This window comes from Chryseobacterium camelliae (assembly GCF_030818575.1).
GTDB classification, from domain to species: Bacteria; Bacteroidota; Bacteroidia; order Flavobacteriales; family Weeksellaceae; genus Chryseobacterium; species Chryseobacterium camelliae_A.
Genome location: NZ_JAUTAL010000001.1, coordinates 1,368,029 through 1,386,607 on the forward strand (window position 1 = coordinate 1,368,029; position 18,579 = coordinate 1,386,607).

The following is an 18,579-nucleotide window of genomic DNA, read 5'->3' on the forward strand; positions in this document are numbered from 1 at the left end:
AATTATGCGGGTAACATCATAAAATCAGCAGAGCACCTGGACGGTGCTCTGTGTTTTTACTGTTCCAGCTTTTCTTTGATGTAGTAGGCGGTATGGGATTTCTTGTTTTTCGCAAGCTCTTCCGGGGTTCCGTTAAAGACCACCTCGCCGCCGTGTTTTCCGGCTTCCGGACCGATATCGATGATGTAATCTGCACATTTGATGATGTCCGGCTGATGCTCGATCACAATAACCGAGTGCCCAAGGTCAATCAATGCCTGAAGCGATTTAAGGAGCTTCTGGATATCATGGAAATGCAGCCCTGTAGAGGGTTCATCGAAGACAAACAGGGTTTTCTCCGTCGTTACGCCTTTCACCAGGAAAGAAGCCAGCTTTACCCGCTGTGCTTCGCCGCCGGAAAGGGTAGAGGAGCTCTGTCCGAGCTGAAGGTAGCCTAATCCCACTTCCTGCAACGGCCTCAGCTTGGTCACGATCTTATCTTCCTTATTGTCCCCGAAAAATTCCAGCGCTTCATCCACGGTCATGTGGAGGATATCCGAAATATTTTTCTCGTCGTATTTGATTTCTAAAATTTCACTCTTGAAACGCGTTCCTTTGCAAACCTCGCATTCCAGCTCGATGTCTGCCATAAACTGCATGGATACGTTGATCACGCCTTCACCTTTACATTCGTCGCACCTTCCGCCGTCTACGTTGAAGGAGAAGTGCTTCGGTTTGTAGCCCATCATCTTGGCGGTCTTCTGCTTGGCAAAAAGGTCGCGGATATCGTCATAGGCTTTCAGGTAGGTCACCGGATTGGAGCGGGAGGATTTCCCGATCGGGTTCTGGTCGATCAGCTCTATGTTTTTGATCAGCTTTTTAGGGAATTCCACTGAATCATAATCGCCTTTTTTACCGCCGAGCCCCAGTTGGATCATGATATCATTCGTCAGGATCTCCTTCATCAGCGTTGATTTTCCGCTTCCGGAAACACCTGAAATCACCACCAGACTTTCCAGTGGAATATCGACATCTATATTTTTAAGGTTGTTCTGCCGGGCGCCTTTGATGTGGATCCATTCTTTGGCCTTTCTCCTTTTTTCCGGAATTTTGATTTCCAGTCGGCCGGTGAGGTATTTTGAAGTCAGTGTATCGGCATCTTTCAGTTCCTTGTAATCTCCGGCAAAAACCAGTTCGCCGCCAAGGTAACCGGCTTCCGGGCCGATGTCGATAATATAGTCGGCAGCCCGCATCACGTCTTCATCATGCTCCACCACAATTACGGTATTGCCCAAATCCCGAAGGTTCTTCAGCACTTCAATTAAATTCTCTGTGTCCCTGGAATGCAGGCCGATAGACGGTTCATCTAAAATATAGATCGAACCTACCAGTGAGCTTCCCAGGCTGGTGGCCAGGTTGATCCTTTGGCTTTCTCCGCCGGACAGCGTATTGGAAGTACGGTTCAGCGTTAAGTATCCCAAACCTACTTTCAGCAGGAATTCAATCCTAGTCGTGATTTCGTACAGCAGCCTTTTGGCGATTTCCTGGTCGTGATCGGAAAGCTTTAATCCGGTGATCAGCGGGAAGAGCTCATCCAGCGGAAGGTCGATCATCGACTGGATGTTGTGCCCGTCTATTTTCACCCAGCTGGTTTCCTCACGCAGCCTCATGCCTTCGCAGGTTGGGCAGAGCGTTTTGCCGCGGTACCGGGAAAGCATCACACGGTACTGTATTTTGTAAAGGTTTTCTTCAAGCATTTTGAAGAAATTATTGATGGACGGGAAGTTTTTGTCACCGTCACCTTTCCAGAGGAAAGTCCTCTGTTCTTTTGTTAGCTGATGATACGGTTTATGCACCGGAAAGCCTTTTGCTTCCTTAATGAATGCTTTCTTCCATTCGCTCATGCTTTCGCCGCGCCAGGAAACTACCGCATCTTCATATATGGAAAGCGTTTTATTCGGTATTACAAGGTCTTCATCGATCCCGATCACCTTGCCGTAACCTTCGCAGGTCGGGCAGGCTCCGTAAGGGTTATTGAAGCTGAAAAAATGGACATTTGGTTCCAGGAACTCTATGCCGTCCAGCTCGAATTTATTGGAAAATTCCTTTACTTTCCCGGTTTCGGTATTTTTAAGCGAGCAATATCCTCTTCCTTCATAAAAAGCCATCTGGATGGAATCGGCAAGCCTCTGAAGGAAACTTTCATCTTCTTCATAAGAAAAACGGTCGATGACCAGATTGATGGCCATGCCTTTTTCAGGCGTAAACCCAAAGCTTTCAAGGTCTTCTATTCCTGCTACATTGCCGTTGATCTCAAGCCGGGTAAAACCGGCAAGTTTCAGCACGTTCAGCGTTTCATTGAATGCTTCGGCATCATATTCCAGCGGAGCTGTCAGCAAAAAAGAAACGTCTTTTGGAGAAGCCTTGATGAAATCCACTACATCAGATACTGAATCTTTTTTTACTTCCTCACCGGAAACCGGGGAATAGGTTTTCCCGATCCTGGCGAAAAGCAGTTTCAGATAATCGTAGATCTCTGTGGAAGTCCCAACGGTAGACCGCGGATTAGAAGAAATCACCTTCTGCTGGATGGCAATGGAAGGAGCAAGTCCCTTGATATCGTCCACTTTCGGCTTTTCCAGCTTACCGAGGAACTGACGGGCATAAGAACTCAAACTTTCCACATACCTTCTCTGGCCTTCCGCATAAATGGTATCGAAAGCCAGGGATGATTTCCCGCTTCCGGACACTCCGGTGATGACGATCAGCTTATTTTTAGGAATGAGTACATCGATGTGTTTGAGATTGTTGAGGTGTGCGTTTTTAACGAAAACCTGCTTTTTTATATCTATATCTTTAATTGAAGCCATAGTAAAATTGAGACTAACAAAGTTACGAAATTTTAGCGTAAAAGATGAATTTGTACAATTCGCAGACCACAGATTAAAACTGAGACAAACAGGATTAAAGTCTCAAATGGAGATAAAAGATGAATTTTAGGATAGTATTTTGTGAATCATGGTTTTATAGGATAGTAAAATGTCACCTCGAAAAGATAAATTTCATGATATTTTACAGATTTCAGCCGTGTGGTATTGTTTCATGTCATAATTTTTAATAAAATTGTAACAGTTAGATAAGTAATTAAGCCATGGTAAAATTATTCAGAGATTTAATTACACATCTGATGAGGAAAAGATGAATTTTTCCTGTTCCCATATAAGATGCAGCCGCTGCATCTTTTTTTATGATATCTGTCATGGATTCATGACCTTTTACTTCTTACATTTGCGCCTGCAAAAGATTAAGAATAACCGGAATATGATCAAGAAAATACTTCCTGTATTTTTCCTCGGTGCCTGCCTTTGTGCAGAAGCCCAGGAGAAATCCGCTGATATTGAAAGCATAGAAGTTCAGGGAAAACTGATTTCGACACCTTTTAAAAACGCCAATCAGAACATCACATTAATTACCCGAGAAGACATTGCCCATTCCCCGGCTCAGAGTATTGATGAAGTGCTTCAGCAAATCCCGGGAATGGATATCAGGAGAAGGGGAGCCAACGGAGTGCAAAGTGACCTGGGATTCAGGGGGAGTTCTTTTGAACAGGTACTGCTTTTACTGAACGGCATTCGGATGAATGATTCGCAGACCGGGCATAACACCATGAATGTTCCTGTAGACCTTGATGATGTGGAACGGATAGAAGTGATTAAAGGTCCTGCAGCCCGAAGATTCGGGCAGAATGCCTATGCCGCGGTGATCAATATCATTACCAAGGTCAGCCAGGGGGAAAAAGTGAAGATCAGTGCCGAAGGAGGCGATTTCAGCACTTACGGACTGGGTATGAATGCACAGGCCGGTAATGAAAAGTTTTCGAACTCCCTTCAGGCCAATACTTCGGGCTCGCAGGGCTATATGCACAATACGGATTATAAGATCAGCAACGTGTTCTACCAGAGCAGGCTGGCCATCCATAACGGAGACGTGAGGCTGCAGGCAGGATTTTCAGAGAAGAAATTCGGAGCTAACGGTTTCTATTCTTCGCCTAAAGCTACCGAACAGTATGAAGAAACGCAGGCTTCCGTCATCAGCGTGGCGCACCATCAGACATTCGGCAGATTCAAGATCAATTCAGATGTATATTGGAGAAGAGGCCAGGACATGTACCTTTTTAACCGCGAAAAGCCCGAAATCTACAGGAATATGCATATCGGGAATAATGTTGGCGGTGAGGTCAACTCAAGCTATCAATGGGCCCTGGGAACTACTGCACTGGGGGTGGAACTGAGGAAGGAATTCCTCGCCAGCAACAATCTCGGGAGCAGGGAACGTTTTGTATCCCAGTTGTTCTTTGAACATCATTTTTCCCTGCTAAACAATAAGCTGAACATTGCTCCGGGCATTTCATGGGCCAATTATTCTACACAGGGTAATTTTTTCTATCCGGGACTGGATGTGGGGTATCATTTCAATGCTTCCAATAAGATCTACGGGAATATTGCAAAGGTGTACCGTGTACCCACTTTTACAGAATTGTATTATTCAAGCAAAACGGAACAGGGCAATGCGAACCTTCAGCCTGAAGAAGCCGTTTCAGCGGAAATCGGGTACCAGTTCCAGAATTCAAGAATCTTAGCCAAAATCAGCGGATTTATCAGGAATGCAGACCAACCGATCGACTGGATTAAGAACAGCCTGAACGACCCGATCTGGTATGCGCGCAATGTCAATGAAATCAATACCCGCGGGATCGAAGTGGAAGCCGCACATAAAGTGACGCAGTGGTTTAAATATTCTTTAGGCTATACCTATCTGGATACCACGTTCAGGGAGTCCGATGAGTTGGTTTCCCGGTATGTGCTGGACAATCTGAAGCACCAGGTAATTGTAGGCGCTCATTTTACGTTCCTTAGGAATTTCAATGCACAGGTAATGTACCGGTACAATGAAAGGCTGAATCTTGGAAGCTACAATCTGCTGGATTCAAGGTTAAATTTTGTTCAGAAAGACTTTACGGCATATCTTGCTGTTAACAATATCACCAATGCCCGCTATTCTGAAACCTTTGGTGTTCAGATGCCTGGAAGATGGTTCAGGGTAGGGATTTCCTATAATATTAATGTTAAGTAAACTTAATATTACGGATTTGTTAAAAAAGATATTTTTGCAAAAATTTTTTATGAAGCGTTTCCTAGGTCTGTGCCTTCTGGCAGGCATGAGTTTGTTCAAAGCACAGGATCATATTTCCAGCTTTAATGCCGTAACACTTACCTATAAGTTTCATCCTAAATTTTTCCTCTACGCGGAAGGACAGCTCCGCGGCAACGAAGATTATTCGTATCCGGACTACTATGAGATCAAAGGAGGGGTAGGATACAACCTTACCAAGAACCATAAGCCCTTTATCGGTGCCGGAAGGTATGTTAATTACAAAAACCATGACCTGAGCAGGGAAGAACTCAGGGTTTGGTTACAGGATGTCATTGATGTTAAAAAAGGGATCGTTAAGTTTGAGAACCGTTTCCGGGTGGAAAAAAGCTGGTTCTTTGAACCGAACACCGATAAAACTTTCCAGAGGATGCGTTATCGTTACCGCCTGAACGTTACGGTTCCGCTCAACTCCAAAACCGTCAAAAAAGGAACGGTTTTTACCAATGCTTACGATGAAGTTTTCTTTATCAGCCCTATGAAGCCTACATTTGCGAGAAACAGGGTATACGGTGGGTTCGGATACCAGATCGATGATTATTTCGGTATCCTGACAGGCTATTTATGGCAAAGGGAATTTGAAGCCACCGGAAACAGGAACCTCCATTTTATCTATCTTGCCCTGAACGTTAATATCGACGGAACAAACCATCATGTGAAGACCTTTGATTTCCCGGGAGCAGATTAAGAGACTTTATAAAGTCCTGACTGGAAATCCAGCAGTTCACGCTTATAATCCAGATATGTTTTATTAAGGATTTCCTGACAGGTATTGACTACAGTAAACAGGGTATCAACTTCAGTTTGAAGATAACGGTTGTTGTTAAAATAAATATAATCTGACTCTACGTAGGTACGGTATACATCTTTCTGCTCCTCAGTGAAAAATTCTTTATAGGCAGAATGATTCAGGAAATGCGCTATCTGTTGCTTAAAAGGTTTCTCATGCCTCAAAAGCAATGCCCGGTGTCTGGGAATGTCTTCCACAGAGGTGGTAACAGTCATGAACTGCATATAACCTGAAAATTCATTGACCGCATTCTGCACAACATCAAATTCCTTATCGAGAACGGAGAATAAGCGATATTTCCCGATTAGGGTCTCTCTGTCACCGGTTTCGGCCTGATGGTAAAAATAATTCAGTATCCTCTGATCATTTTCAGAGAGCACGCGGGTGATTCTTTCGAGTTCTTTTTCGAGTTGCGGAATCATTTTTCCTGCCTGGCTACATTTATATAGCTTTCCGTCATACCGAAATGTTTTGATCACTTTAGGATTATCCTTGAGGTAGCGCAGAACCCGGATATCGTTTTCAAGACCATTTTTCTCATAAACCAGCGCAACGTTATTATCCTGAAACAGTTCATCGATCTGCACATCCTGCCATTCTGCAACGGCAGCATCGGGATCTTCAATCACGGGATTGTAGTTTTCATAATATCCGTTGAAACCAAAGCTTTGATAGGGGAATTTTTCATTGTACAGATTCAGGAATTGGGCTTCATCATAAGACGGATCAGCAGTAAGATTGTTGATCTCACATACTTTTGCCGTCATGGCCGAACAGATCTGGTCGAATCCTCTGATCAGCTTTTCTGCCAGCTCATTATTTGCTTCCACATTCTTGGTGGCATTCCTGAGAATCGCTGCGATCCTTTTACTGGTTTCGGGATGATAGGCCCAGGGATCTTCAATTTCAACTTTAGTTTTGTTGTAACGGTTCAGATCTTCTATATCGACTTTTGGAAGCTGATTGACATAGGGGTGGTTATTTCTTTCACTGAACAGCTTCATCAGGGAAGCCTGGTTCTGATACATATTCCGCATCGGATATGATTTACTTTGCTGGTAAAAGTGTACGGTCCCGTTGAAAGCAGCAGCAGCAAGGTCCGATCTGAGCAGTACTGATATCTGTTCATGCGGGTTGGTGACATAGGTTGAAACAGCATCTGCATGAAATTCCATTTCCCTTCTGAGCGAGGCATGGTTTCTGAACAGGAAGTCTGAAACACTTTTTAAAATATGGCGAAAAGCATTGATAAATAGTATGGAAATGGCACCGAAGAATTTAAGGACCGGATATCCGGAACCCTCCAGGACAAAATTTTCATAGTCTTTGTTGTTGTATACCGTTTCAAAGATAATCTTTTCCACCTGGTTGACGTAGCCTCCGATAACCATGCTTCTTTGCGAAAAATGCCCGAATTCATGCGCTAAGATCGTCTTCAGCTCACCGATACTGCAGGTGTTGATGAGGCCTAAACCAATCGTAAGATTTTTTTTAACCGGCAGGAACATGCTCCAGAAAACGGAATCATAGCTTACACTTGCATTGACCTCAGGTGAAAGGTATACTTTTTTCGGAGGCCTGACTTTTGTCTCTGATGCAACTTCATTAATGACAGCAAAAAGTTCAGGCTGCATCTGTTGCGTGACTTCTATTAAATCTGTCTTGACATAGTTCCTTTTCTTAAAAATGAACTTAACCAGGAAAATAAATACGAAAACACCAATGCTTACCAGGCCAATGGCAATGATGAAACTGACTAATCCCGCCTTCAGGGAAATAACTTCTAAGGCACCATACCCGAGAAGGCAAATCATCACGAGTGAAAACAGGATGAGTATGAGATAAACGATAAAAAATACAGTGACTGAAATAACGGAACGCGTCAGCTTGGATTGGTAAGCTGAAGAGATTTTAGGAAGGTCATGTTTCATTTGTGTTTGCTGGTTTAATTAGTATTTTTCAATCAGATACCTGTACGCCTTCAAATATTTATTGAATCTTTTAATGTCTTTCGGAGTCAGTTCACGGTTGACCCTTCTCAGATCCATATTGTCACGCAGGTCATTCAGTTTTACTGCAACGGCAAGCGGTGATCTTTCGGTTCTGCGTACGAAATCTTCGTAATCTTCTTCCGGATCTAGTTTGGTGAGACAGTTGATGGCAAAAAGGATATATTCCGGAAAGCCTTCACTTCGCAGGTATTCTATACTGAATTCTTCAGGATGGTCTTCTACCACGTCGTGCAGTACACCTACAATCTTTTCGTCCATGGTCTTGCCGTACTCCATCACACGCATCACATGGGCAATGTACGGAGTGTGGTATTTGTCGGTCTGACCTTTATGCGCTTTGTCAGCAATTTTGATGGCTTTATTCAGCAGCTCTTCTTTTGTCATTAAGGTAGCAATAGTGGTACAAAAATAAAAAAATGACTCAAAAGAAGGTATGTTCCGAGTCATTTTATTGTACAATTTTATTATTGTTTCCGGGCATCATGATCTGACGGTGATCACCCTATTTTTATTTTGGTTTTTTAGGTGCTGCCTTTAGTATGGGCTTCGCCTGCTTTTTGGGTTCCATACCATTCAGTATGCGGTACTGTTTTTCATTCTTTACCGGAGCATTTAATCCCGAATATACGGAGGTATCCGGCTTGGCAACAGGCATGCCGCCCATAGACCGTGTTTCCTTTTTGCTCTGGGCTGTATCCTTAGGGCTGAACAGCCAGATGCTATCGTTATTTTTTTTCTGGCCCGGATTCTTTTGGGCAAAAGTCATGACAGAACCAAGACTCAGGATCAATAATAGTGTTTTCATCTGCAATATTTTTATCAAATATAAAAATATTCCAACAAAAAGCGCCCCTGATGGGGCGCCGGAATCAAATATCCCTTATATAAAAGACTAATAACTTCCTTTTCCGATATAGTGTGCTGCGATCTTCTCTGTCAGCGCTACCACATTCGGATGGTTGGTGTATTTGGTAAACCTTCTCAGTCCCGAAAGCATCATTCTCTGTTCATCGCCTTCGGCAAAGGATACAATTCCTTCCTTAGCCGCTGCAATGATTTTTTCAACCGCTTTATAAAGGTTTAGCTGAGCCATTGCCGCTTCAACAGAATCCGGTGAGAAATGTTTTTCAACCCTTAATACAGCAGATTCTGCCATGTAGATCTGGTTCAGGATTTCAGATGCATTCAACAATAAATGCTGCTGTTTTTCAATTTCCGTCATATATTTCTGAAGTGCTGCTCCGGAAACCATCAGGAATACTTTCTTAAGGTTGGCAATAAGCGCTTTTTCTTCGCTCATGAATGCGGAATAGTCAGGCACATCAAAAGAAGGGATGCCCATCAGCTCCTTGCTGATTGCCATAGCCGGTGATAGAAGATCAAGCTCGCCTTTCATTGCCCGTTTGATCAGCATTCCTACCGATAAAAGCCTGTTGATTTCATTCGTTCCTTCATAGATCCTGGAAATCCTTGAGTCTCTCCATGCAGATTCCATAGGGGTATCTTCAGAGAATCCCATTCCGCCGTATACCTGGATTCCTTCATCAGCGGTATGCTGTGCAAGGTCAGATACGAATACTTTCAGGATTGAGCATTCCACAGCAAATTCCTCAACACCTTTCAGCTCGGCTGCCTGATGGTCTAATCCGCCAGCTACCAGCTCGTCGATTTTGTCCTGGATATTTTTGGCCGCTCTGTATGACCCGGCTTCACTGACGAAAGTACCGGTAGCCATTTCAGCGATTTTTTTCCTGATCGCGCCAAAGGTAGCGATGGATACGCCAAACTGTTTTCTTTCATTCGAGTACTGGATGGAATGGTTTAAAATTCTTCTCTGGGCATCCAGGCAGGCTGCAGCAAGCTTGATACGGCCTACATTCAGCGCATTCAGCGCGATTTTAAAACCATTGTTCCTTTCTCCTAAAAGGTTTTCAGCAGGGATCTTCATGTCATTGAAGAACACCTGTCGGGTAGAGGAGGCACGGATGCCCAGTTTATGTTCTTCCTCTCCGAAAGTCAGGCTGTCCGGGTTTTCCAGTTCGGATCTGTTGATCACGAATCCGGTGATGTTTTTGTCATCATCAATTTTCGCAAACAGAGTAAAGGTGTCAGCAAATCCGGCATTGGAGATCCACATTTTCTGTCCGTTGATGATGTAATGTTTTCCGTCTTCCGAAAGCTTAGCCCTCGTTTTTCCGGAGTTGGCATCAGATCCGGCATCCGGTTCCGTCAGGCAGTACGCTCCGAACTTCGTTCCCGCTGCCAAATCCGGAAGGTATTTTTTCTTTTGTTCTTCGGTACCATACAGTACGATCGGCAAGGTCCCGATTCCGGTATGTGCTCCGTAAGCCGTTGCCAGTGAACCGGTAGCTCCGGAAAGGTAGTCACAGGCCAACATGGTCGTCACAAAGCCCATTCCCAAACCTCCGTATTCTTCCGGTACGGCAATCCCCAGCATCCCCATTTCTCCCAGCTTACGCATTACCTCTTCGGTAAATGCATAGTCTTTTTTTTCAAAACGCTCTTTCTGTGGCACTACTTCCCGGTCAATGAATTCCTTCGCAGAATCACGAAGCATTTTCTGTTCTTCATTCAGTTCTTCAAGACTGAAAATTTCGTTCGCAGGAACTTCCTTGATGAGGAATTCACCGCCTTTTAATATATTGTTCATGTTAGCTATTTTAAATTTTAGATTATAAATTTTAAATTATTGATCGTCGTTATAAATTTTCTGATGAAGTTTTAATAATTTTAGTCAGAATATTGATGATGCTTTCTATTTCTTGTAAATACGAATCTGTTTCAATTTCGATCAAATTCGACGATTCATAAAGCCTTAACCAATATTTTGTTTCTCTGGCTTCCTTATTGGCTATAGAAAGTTTTGAAATAAAATCTTTCTTGGATTGAGCAGCAATAGCTTCTTCTACATTTGCGCCAATTGAAGTTCCACAACGAAGAATTTGTTTTGATAAAATAAATTCATTCATAGACTTACATTGAATGTAAAATTGAATGATATTTAACGCGAAATCAAATGTTTTTATCTGAATTAAATTATTCTTAAAGTTCTTCATCTAAAATTTATAATTTAAAATCTATAATTTTTATAGAAGTTCAAAAACACTCGCTGCGCCTTGTCCTGTTCCTACGCACATAGTGACCATACCGTATTTGCTGCCGCGTTTTTTCATTTCGTCGAGCAGCTGAACGGTGAGTTTGGTACCGGTGCAGCCCAGTGGGTGGCCGAGGGCAATCGCGCCTCCGTTGACGTTTAAAATGTCAGGATTGAGGTCCAGTTCTTTTTTGATGGCTACAGATTGGGACGCGAAAGCTTCGTTCATTTCAATCAGGTCGATATCTTTCAAATCAAGTCCGGCCTGCTTCAATGCTTTTGGGATGGCATATAGAGGACCCATACCCATGATCCTTGGTTCCAGTCCGGCTGCGGCGTAGGAAACCAGTCGGGCCTGTGGTTCCAGTCCGAGTTCTTTTACCATCTCTTCGCTCATTACTATGACAAAAGCAGCTCCGTCACTCATCTGGGAGGAGTTTCCGGCAGTTACACTTCCTCCGTTGGCAAAAACGGGTTTCAGCCTGGCAAGGCCTTCCAGGGAGGTGTCTGCTCTAGGGCCTTCATCAATGGAAAAATCAAACTTTTTAGTCTGCATTTTCTGATTTTCATCGAGGAAATTATATTCTACCGGGATCGGAACAATCTGATCGGCAAACCGGCCTTCAGCGTTGGCTTTTAAGGCTTTCATATGCGATTCAACAGCAAACTGGTCCTGTTCTTCACGGGTAATTTTATACTGCTTGGCTACTTCTTCTGCCGTATATCCCATTCCCCAGTAGTAATCCGGATTGCTCTTGGCGATATCCGTTTCCGGAACCGGCTTATAACCGCCCATCGGAATAAACGACATAGATTCTGTACCTCCGGCAATAATGCAGTCGGCCATTCCGGCCTGTATCTTAGCAGAAGCAATGGCAATGGCTTCGCTTCCTGAAGCACAGTACCGGTTTACGGTTACACCGGGAACTTTATCGGTGTTTAATCCCATCAGGGAAATCAGACGGGCTACATTCAGTCCCTGTTCGGCTTCCGGCATAGCATTGCCGACGATCAGATCGTCAATCCTGTTCTTATCCAGTTGCGGTACATCGGCCATCAGCTTCTCGATGACCGTTGCCGCCATAACGTCCGGACGGGTAAACCGAAGCGATCCTTTAGGTGCTTTACCTACCGCTGTTCTGTATCCTTTTATGATGTATGCTGTTTTCATTTTTTTATTTGATTAAAAATTGTTTTTGAGAATTATTTGCCTCATAGGGGCAAACTGTTAATAGCTTTTATGGCTTGTGATTTCCGGAGCTCCGTAGGAGCGACCTGCTAATCATCAATCCATTCGAATAAATATTTCGGATCATATTGAATTTCAAATTTTTGAAGAAAATCCAAATACTCTTCTTTAAACGTTTTCTTTTTATGATGCTCTTCCTGATTTAAAATATAATTTACAACAGAGTCCAGGTTGCTTCTTGAATAAGAAAATGCACCATAACCTTCCTGCCAATTAAATTTTCCGTTAGTCCATCCTTTTTCATTAATAAATTTGGAAGATCCTGCTTTGATATCTCTTACCAGTTCAGAAATTGAAATTGTTGGACTTAAACTTACCAGCATGTGTATATGATCAGGCATTGCAAACACTGCAAATAATTTTTGACGCCTATGGTTAACAATACCAGTTATAAATTTGTGCAATTCTTCTCTGTATTTTTTCAGGATTAAATTCTGCCTTCCCTTTACGGTAAAGACAATCTGAATATAAATTTGAGTGTATGTATTTGCCATGAAATAAACAGGTCGCCCCTACAGGGCTTGTTAAAATCAACGATTCATAACTATTAACAGGTCGCTTCTACGAAGCTTCTTTTTAGTTTCTCAACGGCTTCCCTTTCTGCAACATATACTGAATCCTCTCCAGGGTTTTCCGTTCTCCGCAAAGCGAAAGGAAGGTTTCTCTTTCAAGGTTCAGAAGATATTGTTCGGTGACTACGGTTTCTTCAGACAGGTTTCCTCCGACCATTACATAGGCCAGTTTGTCGGCGATTTTTTTATCATGTTCGGAGATGTAGTTTCCGGTAAGCATCTGGTCGGTACCTACATAGAACATTCCGAGGGCATCTTTTCCTAAAACTTTGACTTTTTGCTCGATTGGCTGGGTGTAGCCATGTTCGGCAAGACTCTTGGCGAGCATTTTTGCGGTCATGATCTGGGTTCTTTTGTCCACGGCAACAATATCTTTTCCTTTTTCCAGGATCCCCATATCATACGCTTCATATGCTGACGTAGCAACTTTACCCATGGCGATATTCATGAAAGCTTCACGCAGCCTGTTATTTTTCACATCGTCTTTATGGAATTCCCTGGAGGTTCTCAGGGTAAGTTCTTTGGTACCTCCGCCACCAGGAATGACACCGACTCCGGTTTCCACCAGTCCGATATAGGTTTCTGCGGCAGCTACAACGCGGTCTGCGTGCATGGTCATCTCACATCCGCCTCCCAGGGTCATGCCGTGAGGGGCAACCACTACCGGAACAGAAGAGTAACGTACCCTCATCATGGATTTCTGGAAATAGGCGATGGCCATATTCAGGTCATCCCAGTCTTGTTCGATGGCCATCATCAGGATCATGGCGAGGTTGGCACCTACGGAGAAATTGGTTCCCTGGTTACCGATTACCAGTCCGTCATATTCTTTTTCTGCAAGATCAATGGCTCTGTTTAGGCCGTCCAGGACTTCACCGCCTAAAGAATTCATTTTAGAACGGATCTCGAAATTGATGATGCCGTCGCCAAGATCTTCAATAGCAGAGCCAGAATTGCTCCAGAGCGTTTTATTTTTCCTGATGTTATCTAAAATGATAAAGGAATCCTGTCCAGGGATATTGCTGTAATCTCCGGAATCTTTGCTGTAGTAGATGCTTTGTCCTTCCTCATTCACCTTGTAAAAAGTGCCGCCCTTTTCAGCCAGCTGTTTGGCCCAGTCTGAAACGTCATAACCGGCATCTTTGGCCAGTTCGATTCCTTTGGCTACGCCTACGGCGTCCCAGATTTCAAATGGTCCGTTTTCCCAACCGAATCCGGCTTTCATGGCATCATCGATTTTATAGATGTCGTTGGAAATTTCAGGTACTTTATGGGAAACGTAGGCAAACAGGGAACCTAAGGATTTCCTGTACAGCTCTGCTGCTTTATCTTTACCGCCTATCAATACTTTGAAACGGTCAAGAGGCTTATCGATATTTTTGGTCAGTTCCAGGGTTGGGAAGGAAGATTTGCCCTGAAGTTCATATTGCAGAGTATCGAGGTTTAATCCCTGAATTTCAGATTTACCTTCTGCATTCTTCACTTTTTTATAGAATCCCTGTTCTGTTTTGGAACCCAGCCATTTGTTGTCCACCATGGTCTGGATATAGTCCGGAAGCTCGAATACATTGTAGAAATCATTTTTTTCAACACCGCTTTCACGCACGCCGTTGGCTACCATAACCAGAGTATCGAGTCCTACTACATCGGCAGTCCTGAACGTGGCTGATTTCGGACGCCCGATAACCGGACCGGTAAGCTTATCTACATCTGAAACATTCAGTCCGAGCTTTTTTACATTATGAAGAAGGTCCATGATGGAGAATACTCCGATCCTGTTGGCAATAAAAGCCGGGGTATCTTTGGCCTCTACGGTAGTTTTTCCGAGGAATTTAGCACCGTAGGACATATAGAAATCCACTACTTCAGGCAGCGTATCATTTGTCGGAATGATTTCAAGAAGCGGCAGGTACCGTACTGGGTTAAAGAAGTGCGTTCCGGCAAAATATTTTTTAAAATCTTCACTTCTTCCTTCGGTGAGAAGGTGGATCGGGATTCCTGAGGTATTGGAAGAAATCAGGGTGCCCGGTTTCCTGAACTGTTCGATTTTTTCGTAAACCGATTTTTTGATATCAAGTTTTTCAACGACTACTTCAATAATCCAGTCTGTATCCTTGATTTTAGGAAGGTCGTCATCAAAATTCCCCGGTTTGATCCGGTCTGCAAATTTCGGAGAATAGAGCAGGGCAGGGCTTGCTTTTTTCAGTTTCTCAAAGTTTTCTGTAGCAATACGGTTTCTTACCGCCTTGTCATCTTTAGTCAAACCTTTTTTCTGTTCTGCTTCTGTCAGCTCAAAAGGAACGATATCCAGCAGCGACACCTGAACGCCAATGTTGGCGAAATGCGCAGCGATACCGCTTCCCATGATTCCTGAACCGAGAACCGTAACATGTTTGATTCTTCTTTTCATTGATAATAATTTATTGATTTAATTTCTTTATGTGTAAATAGGCGGCTGAATGTCCGCCATGTTATTTCCTGTTAAGATCTCCTGCAATTTTCATGATCTCCTGCATGACTTCCTTAAAAGTCTCCAGTTTTTCAGGCGATATCTTTTCCATGACCTTTTTATTAAAGTTCACCACGACCTCCTTAGAAAGATTTCTTGAATTCAGTCCTTTATCAGTAAGCTTAATGATTACTTCCCGTTTGTCTGTAGTCGTCTTTTCCTTGTAGATATAGCCGTTGTCTTCCAGCAGTTTGATGATTCTGGTAAGGGATGTGGGCTCAATAGCCATTTTAGGGCCTAAATTCGTGCTTCTGGTTCCTTCTTTAGGGTCAATTTTTAAAAGAGTAAGTGCCTGTACGGCAGTAGAATCATGTTCCTGCGCCATTTCAGTATACATTTTGGACACTGCCAGCCAGGTCTGCTTCAATATCAGGTCTACATTTTCTATTTTGTCTTTATGATCCATGAGTATTCTTTTGTTCAATGGTTTATTCCAAATGTAGTAAATATTATGCATGCATAGCATTTATTTCCGTTAAATTTTGTTAATGGATTGATAATAAAGTAATTAAATTATATGATAAGCATAACACTATGCATGCATAGTATATGGATTACATAATAAAAAAGTGGAATTAATGCAATTTTTTAATGAAAGAGAGGATTTCTTCGAAAGATTCATATTGATAATTGCTTTCATTAATGGAAATCTTCCATCGGTAATCAGTGAATTCAAAGGATAACAGAGAAAGGTCCGCAGTGCTGTTTTTCTGGAGCAGGGAATAAAGCATTTCTTTTTGAAGAGGCGGAGCAATGATTCGGGGAGGTTTAAAATATTCGTTCACATGGAATAATGAAGGATCGGTAAGTTCGTGGTGCTGAATGAGCACATCTTCCACTATTCCTGCATGTAGCATACGGTCTTTGATATACCATATTTTATCTGCGAATTCTTTAGCCAGCCTCCAGTCATGAGAAGAGAACAGGATTAGTTTCCGGTGTTCCCGTGCTAATTTTCTGAGGGTTTTCAGGATGATGATTTTATTCTGTTCATCAAGATGAGTGGTCGGCTCGTCCAGGATAATCACAGGCGAGTTCTGGATCAAGGCCCGGCCGATCAATGCTTTCTGAAGATTACCATCCGACAGGTTTTTTAACAGGGTGTTATGGTACTGCTGCAATCCCAGATCCTCAATGGTTTCCCTGACTTCTTTTTTGTCTTTTTCGGTCAGCTCGAAGTAAAAAGGGTAATGGATGTACTTGCCCAGTGAAACAAGGTCGTTGACGGTATAATTCTGCGGGATCACAGATTTAGAAAAGACAACAGCGATATGTTCGGCAATTTCTTTAACAGAAAGTTGCTGTATATTTTTATCACCGATAGTCAGTGTGCCGCGCAGAAGGGGGATCTGATGCAGTATGGATCTGATCAGTGTCGTTTTGCCCACGCCATTGTTGCCAATCAGAAGGCATACTTCTCCTGACTGAAGCTGAGCGTTTGCTTCAGAGATGAGGGTATTTTTGTAGCCTATATCTGCCTGGCTGATTTTTAACTGCATCGTATGATTGGTGTCGGCTATTTTTTGATCCATACAATATACAGTTTTATCCCTGGATTGAAGCATTTCTCTGTCTGAGTACCATGAAGAGGATCACAGGAATCCCGAACACCGAACTGATTACATTTAGAGGTATCTGGGTGATCTCGCCAACTACCGAAAAAAGCATCATCATCAGCATACCCAACAGCATATTTAAGATCCATTGCTGCCATAGCTTTGCTGGATTATAGATCATCCTGCAGAAGTGCGGAACAATAATACCAATGAATAGGATAGGGCCCAGAAATGCTGTCACAGACGCGGAAAGCAGTGAAGAAGCCGTGATGATCAGTAATTTCAGGTGTTTGAGATTAACCCCGAAACTTTGTGCATAAGAAGTTCCTAAAGCATTTCCGATAAGAGGTTTAATAGCTTTAAAGCAGATTGCCAGCCCTAAAGCTATCAGTATCGCAAGCACATAAATCTGGTTTCTTGTCACCATATTATTGGCCCCGAAAGACCACAGGACGTAATTCTTCAGGCTCTGGTTTTCCGCATACAGCTGAAGCAGGGAAACCACGGCGCCTGCCAGTGCAGATATCAGGAATCCGAAAATGATCAGGTACGATTTATCCTGGAACTTGCCGGATACGGATAACAGGACCAGCATCAGCAATACACTTCCGGCAATGGCAGATAAACTGAGAAATCCGTTCTGAAGAACATCAGGCAGAAAAATGTTATGGGAAAAGAAAATATAGAAAGCTACGGACAGGCTTGCGACTGAAGTAATGCCCAATATGTCCGGGCCTGCAAGCGGATTCTGGAAGTATTCCTGCATCAGGAACCCGGAACTCGGAATGGAGACACCGGCCAGCAGCATAACCAGTACCCGGTTGATGCGTATTTCCGCAATCTGGCTGTTCTGTGAATCTGAAAAAAAATCTTCTTGCGTAAGCGTTAAAAATCCTGTGTTCAGGTTGATGATTGCAGTAATGGCAACAGCCACTAAAAATACATAACACAGGATTTTAAAATGGTTTGACATTCCGGGAAGTCCTGGATTTATTTGATAAACGAATTGATTTTAGAGGTCAGTATTTCCTCCGACATATTTCCCAGGTATTCATCCGTTTTATCACCTTTCCTCATATAAGTAAACGGAATAGATCCTCCGTCCCATTTCTGGAAGTTATTGGGAAAGAAATTCTTATCCAGTTTTTTGCCGTCCAGCAATATGATATGGTTGGTAAGCCCGTTTTCTTCACCGAATTTTTTTACGGCACCGTTCCATTCGGAAGAGTCATCCATATCTACGAAAGTGAATTTTACGGGTTGTCCTTTAAGTTCTTCTATCTTCTTTTTGAAATGCGGGATCTCCTGCATGCAAGGGCCACACCATGTTGCAAAAAAATTGGTAACGTATAGTGTATCGTTCTTCTGCGCCAGGTATTGCCCTATATTTTCAGGAGCTACCTCTTTAGAAGCGTAAGATGCTGCCGGTTCTGTATTGTTTTCTACAGCCATTGAATCTGCTGCCGCAGATACAGTATCTGCATCTGCGGTTTTGGTTTCTTTTTTGCAGCCTGAAAGGGCAATCAGGATGGCCGTGGATAAAATTATCTTTTTCATAAGTGATATTTTGTCTATTTTTGAATTGC

At 43.0% G+C, this 18,579-nt stretch carries 15 protein-coding genes; 2 read left to right on the forward strand and 13 right to left on the reverse strand.

Going from position 1 to position 18,579, the window contains the following annotated elements:
* Window positions 1–56: 56 nt before the first annotated feature.
* Entirely contained in the window at window positions 57–2,849 is a 2,793-nt protein-coding gene (gene uvrA, locus QE404_RS06145; RefSeq protein WP_307447981.1) for an excinuclease ABC subunit UvrA, read from the reverse strand.
* A gap of 451 nt (window positions 2,850–3,300) precedes the next feature.
* Here uvrA and QE404_RS06150 point away from each other — a divergent pair, with 451 nt between their 5' ends.
* Window positions 3,301–5,112 (forward strand): TonB-dependent receptor plug domain-containing protein, encoded by a 1,812-nt coding sequence (locus QE404_RS06150; protein WP_307447984.1) that lies wholly within the window; start codon window positions 3,301–3,303, stop codon window positions 5,110–5,112.
* A 49-nt stretch (window positions 5,113–5,161) separates the two neighbouring features.
* A complete protein-coding gene (locus QE404_RS06155; RefSeq protein ID WP_307447987.1) occupies window positions 5,162–5,878 on the forward strand; it encodes a DUF2490 domain-containing protein in 717 nt (238 codons plus the stop codon).
* On the opposite strand, the gene QE404_RS06160 is transcribed toward QE404_RS06155, so the two are convergent.
* The 12 genes from QE404_RS06160 to QE404_RS06215 all read right to left on the reverse strand — a co-directional run bounded on the left by QE404_RS06160 (window position 5,875) and on the right by QE404_RS06215 (window position 18,550).
* A complete protein-coding gene (locus tag QE404_RS06160) occupies window positions 5,875–7,911 on the reverse strand; it encodes a M48 family metallopeptidase (RefSeq protein ID WP_307447990.1) in 2,037 nt (678 codons plus the stop codon). The two genes, QE404_RS06155 and QE404_RS06160, sit on opposite strands and share 4 nt — an antisense overlap.
* A gap of 18 nt (window positions 7,912–7,929) precedes the next feature.
* Complete coding sequence (locus tag QE404_RS06165; RefSeq protein WP_307447993.1) at window positions 7,930–8,376, reverse strand: phosphohydrolase; 447 nt, start codon at window positions 8,374–8,376, stop codon at window positions 7,930–7,932.
* A gap of 124 nt (window positions 8,377–8,500) precedes the next feature.
* Entirely contained in the window at window positions 8,501–8,797 is a 297-nt protein-coding gene (locus tag QE404_RS06170; RefSeq protein ID WP_307447995.1) for a hypothetical protein, read from the reverse strand.
* Between the two features lie 87 nt (window positions 8,798–8,884).
* Window positions 8,885–10,663 carry an acyl-CoA dehydrogenase family protein gene (locus QE404_RS06175; protein ID WP_307447998.1) on the reverse strand — a complete coding sequence of 593 codons (1,779 nt, stop codon included), beginning with the start codon at window positions 10,661–10,663 and terminating at the stop codon, window positions 8,885–8,887.
* 49 nt (window positions 10,664–10,712) lie between these two features.
* Window positions 10,713–11,069, reverse strand: coding sequence for a four helix bundle protein (locus tag QE404_RS06180; protein ID WP_307448001.1), 357 nt, complete (start codon window positions 11,067–11,069; stop codon window positions 10,713–10,715).
* Window positions 11,070–11,099: 30 nt separating this feature from the next.
* Window positions 11,100–12,278, reverse strand: a complete 1,179-nt coding sequence (locus tag QE404_RS06185; protein ID WP_307448004.1) for a thiolase family protein — start codon at window positions 12,276–12,278, stop codon at window positions 11,100–11,102.
* Window positions 12,279–12,385: 107 nt separating this feature from the next.
* On the reverse strand, window positions 12,386–12,850 hold the full coding sequence (tnpA, locus tag QE404_RS06190) for an IS200/IS605 family transposase (protein ID WP_307448005.1): 465 nt from the start codon (window positions 12,848–12,850) through the stop codon (window positions 12,386–12,388).
* 82 nt (window positions 12,851–12,932) lie between these two features.
* Window positions 12,933–15,338 carry a 3-hydroxyacyl-CoA dehydrogenase/enoyl-CoA hydratase family protein gene (locus QE404_RS06195; RefSeq protein ID WP_307448007.1) on the reverse strand — a complete coding sequence of 802 codons (2,406 nt, stop codon included), beginning with the start codon at window positions 15,336–15,338 and terminating at the stop codon, window positions 12,933–12,935.
* Window positions 15,339–15,399: 61 nt separating this feature from the next.
* Window positions 15,400–15,843, reverse strand: coding sequence for a MarR family winged helix-turn-helix transcriptional regulator (locus tag QE404_RS06200; RefSeq protein WP_307448009.1), 444 nt, complete (start codon window positions 15,841–15,843; stop codon window positions 15,400–15,402).
* A 169-nt stretch (window positions 15,844–16,012) separates the two neighbouring features.
* Entirely contained in the window at window positions 16,013–16,969 is a 957-nt protein-coding gene (locus QE404_RS06205) for an ABC transporter ATP-binding protein (protein ID WP_307448012.1), read from the reverse strand.
* 13 nt (window positions 16,970–16,982) lie between these two features.
* Window positions 16,983–17,966 carry a FecCD family ABC transporter permease gene (locus QE404_RS06210; protein ID WP_307448014.1) on the reverse strand — a complete coding sequence of 328 codons (984 nt, stop codon included), beginning with the start codon at window positions 17,964–17,966 and terminating at the stop codon, window positions 16,983–16,985.
* 17 nt (window positions 17,967–17,983) lie between these two features.
* Complete coding sequence (locus QE404_RS06215; protein ID WP_307448016.1) at window positions 17,984–18,550, reverse strand: TlpA family protein disulfide reductase; 567 nt, start codon at window positions 18,548–18,550, stop codon at window positions 17,984–17,986.
* Between the last annotated feature and the right edge of the window lie 29 nt (window positions 18,551–18,579).

What these genes read in the sequence shown, in the direction of transcription:
- QE404_RS06165 (WP_307447993.1), bottom strand. Translation starts at nt 8,376, where the DNA reads ATGACAAAAGAAGAGCTGCTGAATAAAGCCATCAAAATTGCTGACAAA.
- QE404_RS06215 (WP_307448016.1), bottom strand. Translation starts at nt 18,550, where the DNA reads ATGAAAAAGATAATTTTATCCACGGCCATCCTGATTGCCCTTTCAGGC.
- QE404_RS06170 (WP_307447995.1), bottom strand. Translation starts at nt 8,797, where the DNA reads ATGAAAACACTATTATTGATCCTGAGTCTTGGTTCTGTCATGACTTTT.
- QE404_RS06150 (WP_307447984.1), top strand. Translation starts at nt 3,301, where the DNA reads ATGATCAAGAAAATACTTCCTGTATTTTTCCTCGGTGCCTGCCTTTGT.
- QE404_RS06180 (WP_307448001.1), bottom strand. Translation starts at nt 11,069, where the DNA reads ATGAAGAACTTTAAGAATAATTTAATTCAGATAAAAACATTTGATTTC.
- QE404_RS06205 (WP_307448012.1), bottom strand. Translation starts at nt 16,969, where the DNA reads ATGGATCAAAAAATAGCCGACACCAATCATACGATGCAGTTAAAAATC.
- QE404_RS06175 (WP_307447998.1), bottom strand. Translation starts at nt 10,663, where the DNA reads ATGAACAATATATTAAAAGGCGGTGAATTCCTCATCAAGGAAGTTCCT.
- QE404_RS06200 (WP_307448009.1), bottom strand. Translation starts at nt 15,843, where the DNA reads ATGGATCATAAAGACAAAATAGAAAATGTAGACCTGATATTGAAGCAG.
- QE404_RS06160 (WP_307447990.1), bottom strand. Translation starts at nt 7,911, where the DNA reads ATGAAACATGACCTTCCTAAAATCTCTTCAGCTTACCAATCCAAGCTG.
- QE404_RS06195 (WP_307448007.1), bottom strand. Translation starts at nt 15,338, where the DNA reads ATGAAAAGAAGAATCAAACATGTTACGGTTCTCGGTTCAGGAATCATG.
- uvrA (WP_307447981.1), bottom strand. Translation starts at nt 2,849, where the DNA reads ATGGCTTCAATTAAAGATATAGATATAAAAAAGCAGGTTTTCGTTAAA.
- QE404_RS06210 (WP_307448014.1), bottom strand. Translation starts at nt 17,966, where the DNA reads ATGTCAAACCATTTTAAAATCCTGTGTTATGTATTTTTAGTGGCTGTT.
- tnpA (WP_307448005.1), bottom strand. Translation starts at nt 12,850, where the DNA reads ATGGCAAATACATACACTCAAATTTATATTCAGATTGTCTTTACCGTA.
- QE404_RS06185 (WP_307448004.1), bottom strand. Translation starts at nt 12,278, where the DNA reads ATGAAAACAGCATACATCATAAAAGGATACAGAACAGCGGTAGGTAAA.
- QE404_RS06155 (WP_307447987.1), top strand. Translation starts at nt 5,162, where the DNA reads ATGAAGCGTTTCCTAGGTCTGTGCCTTCTGGCAGGCATGAGTTTGTTC.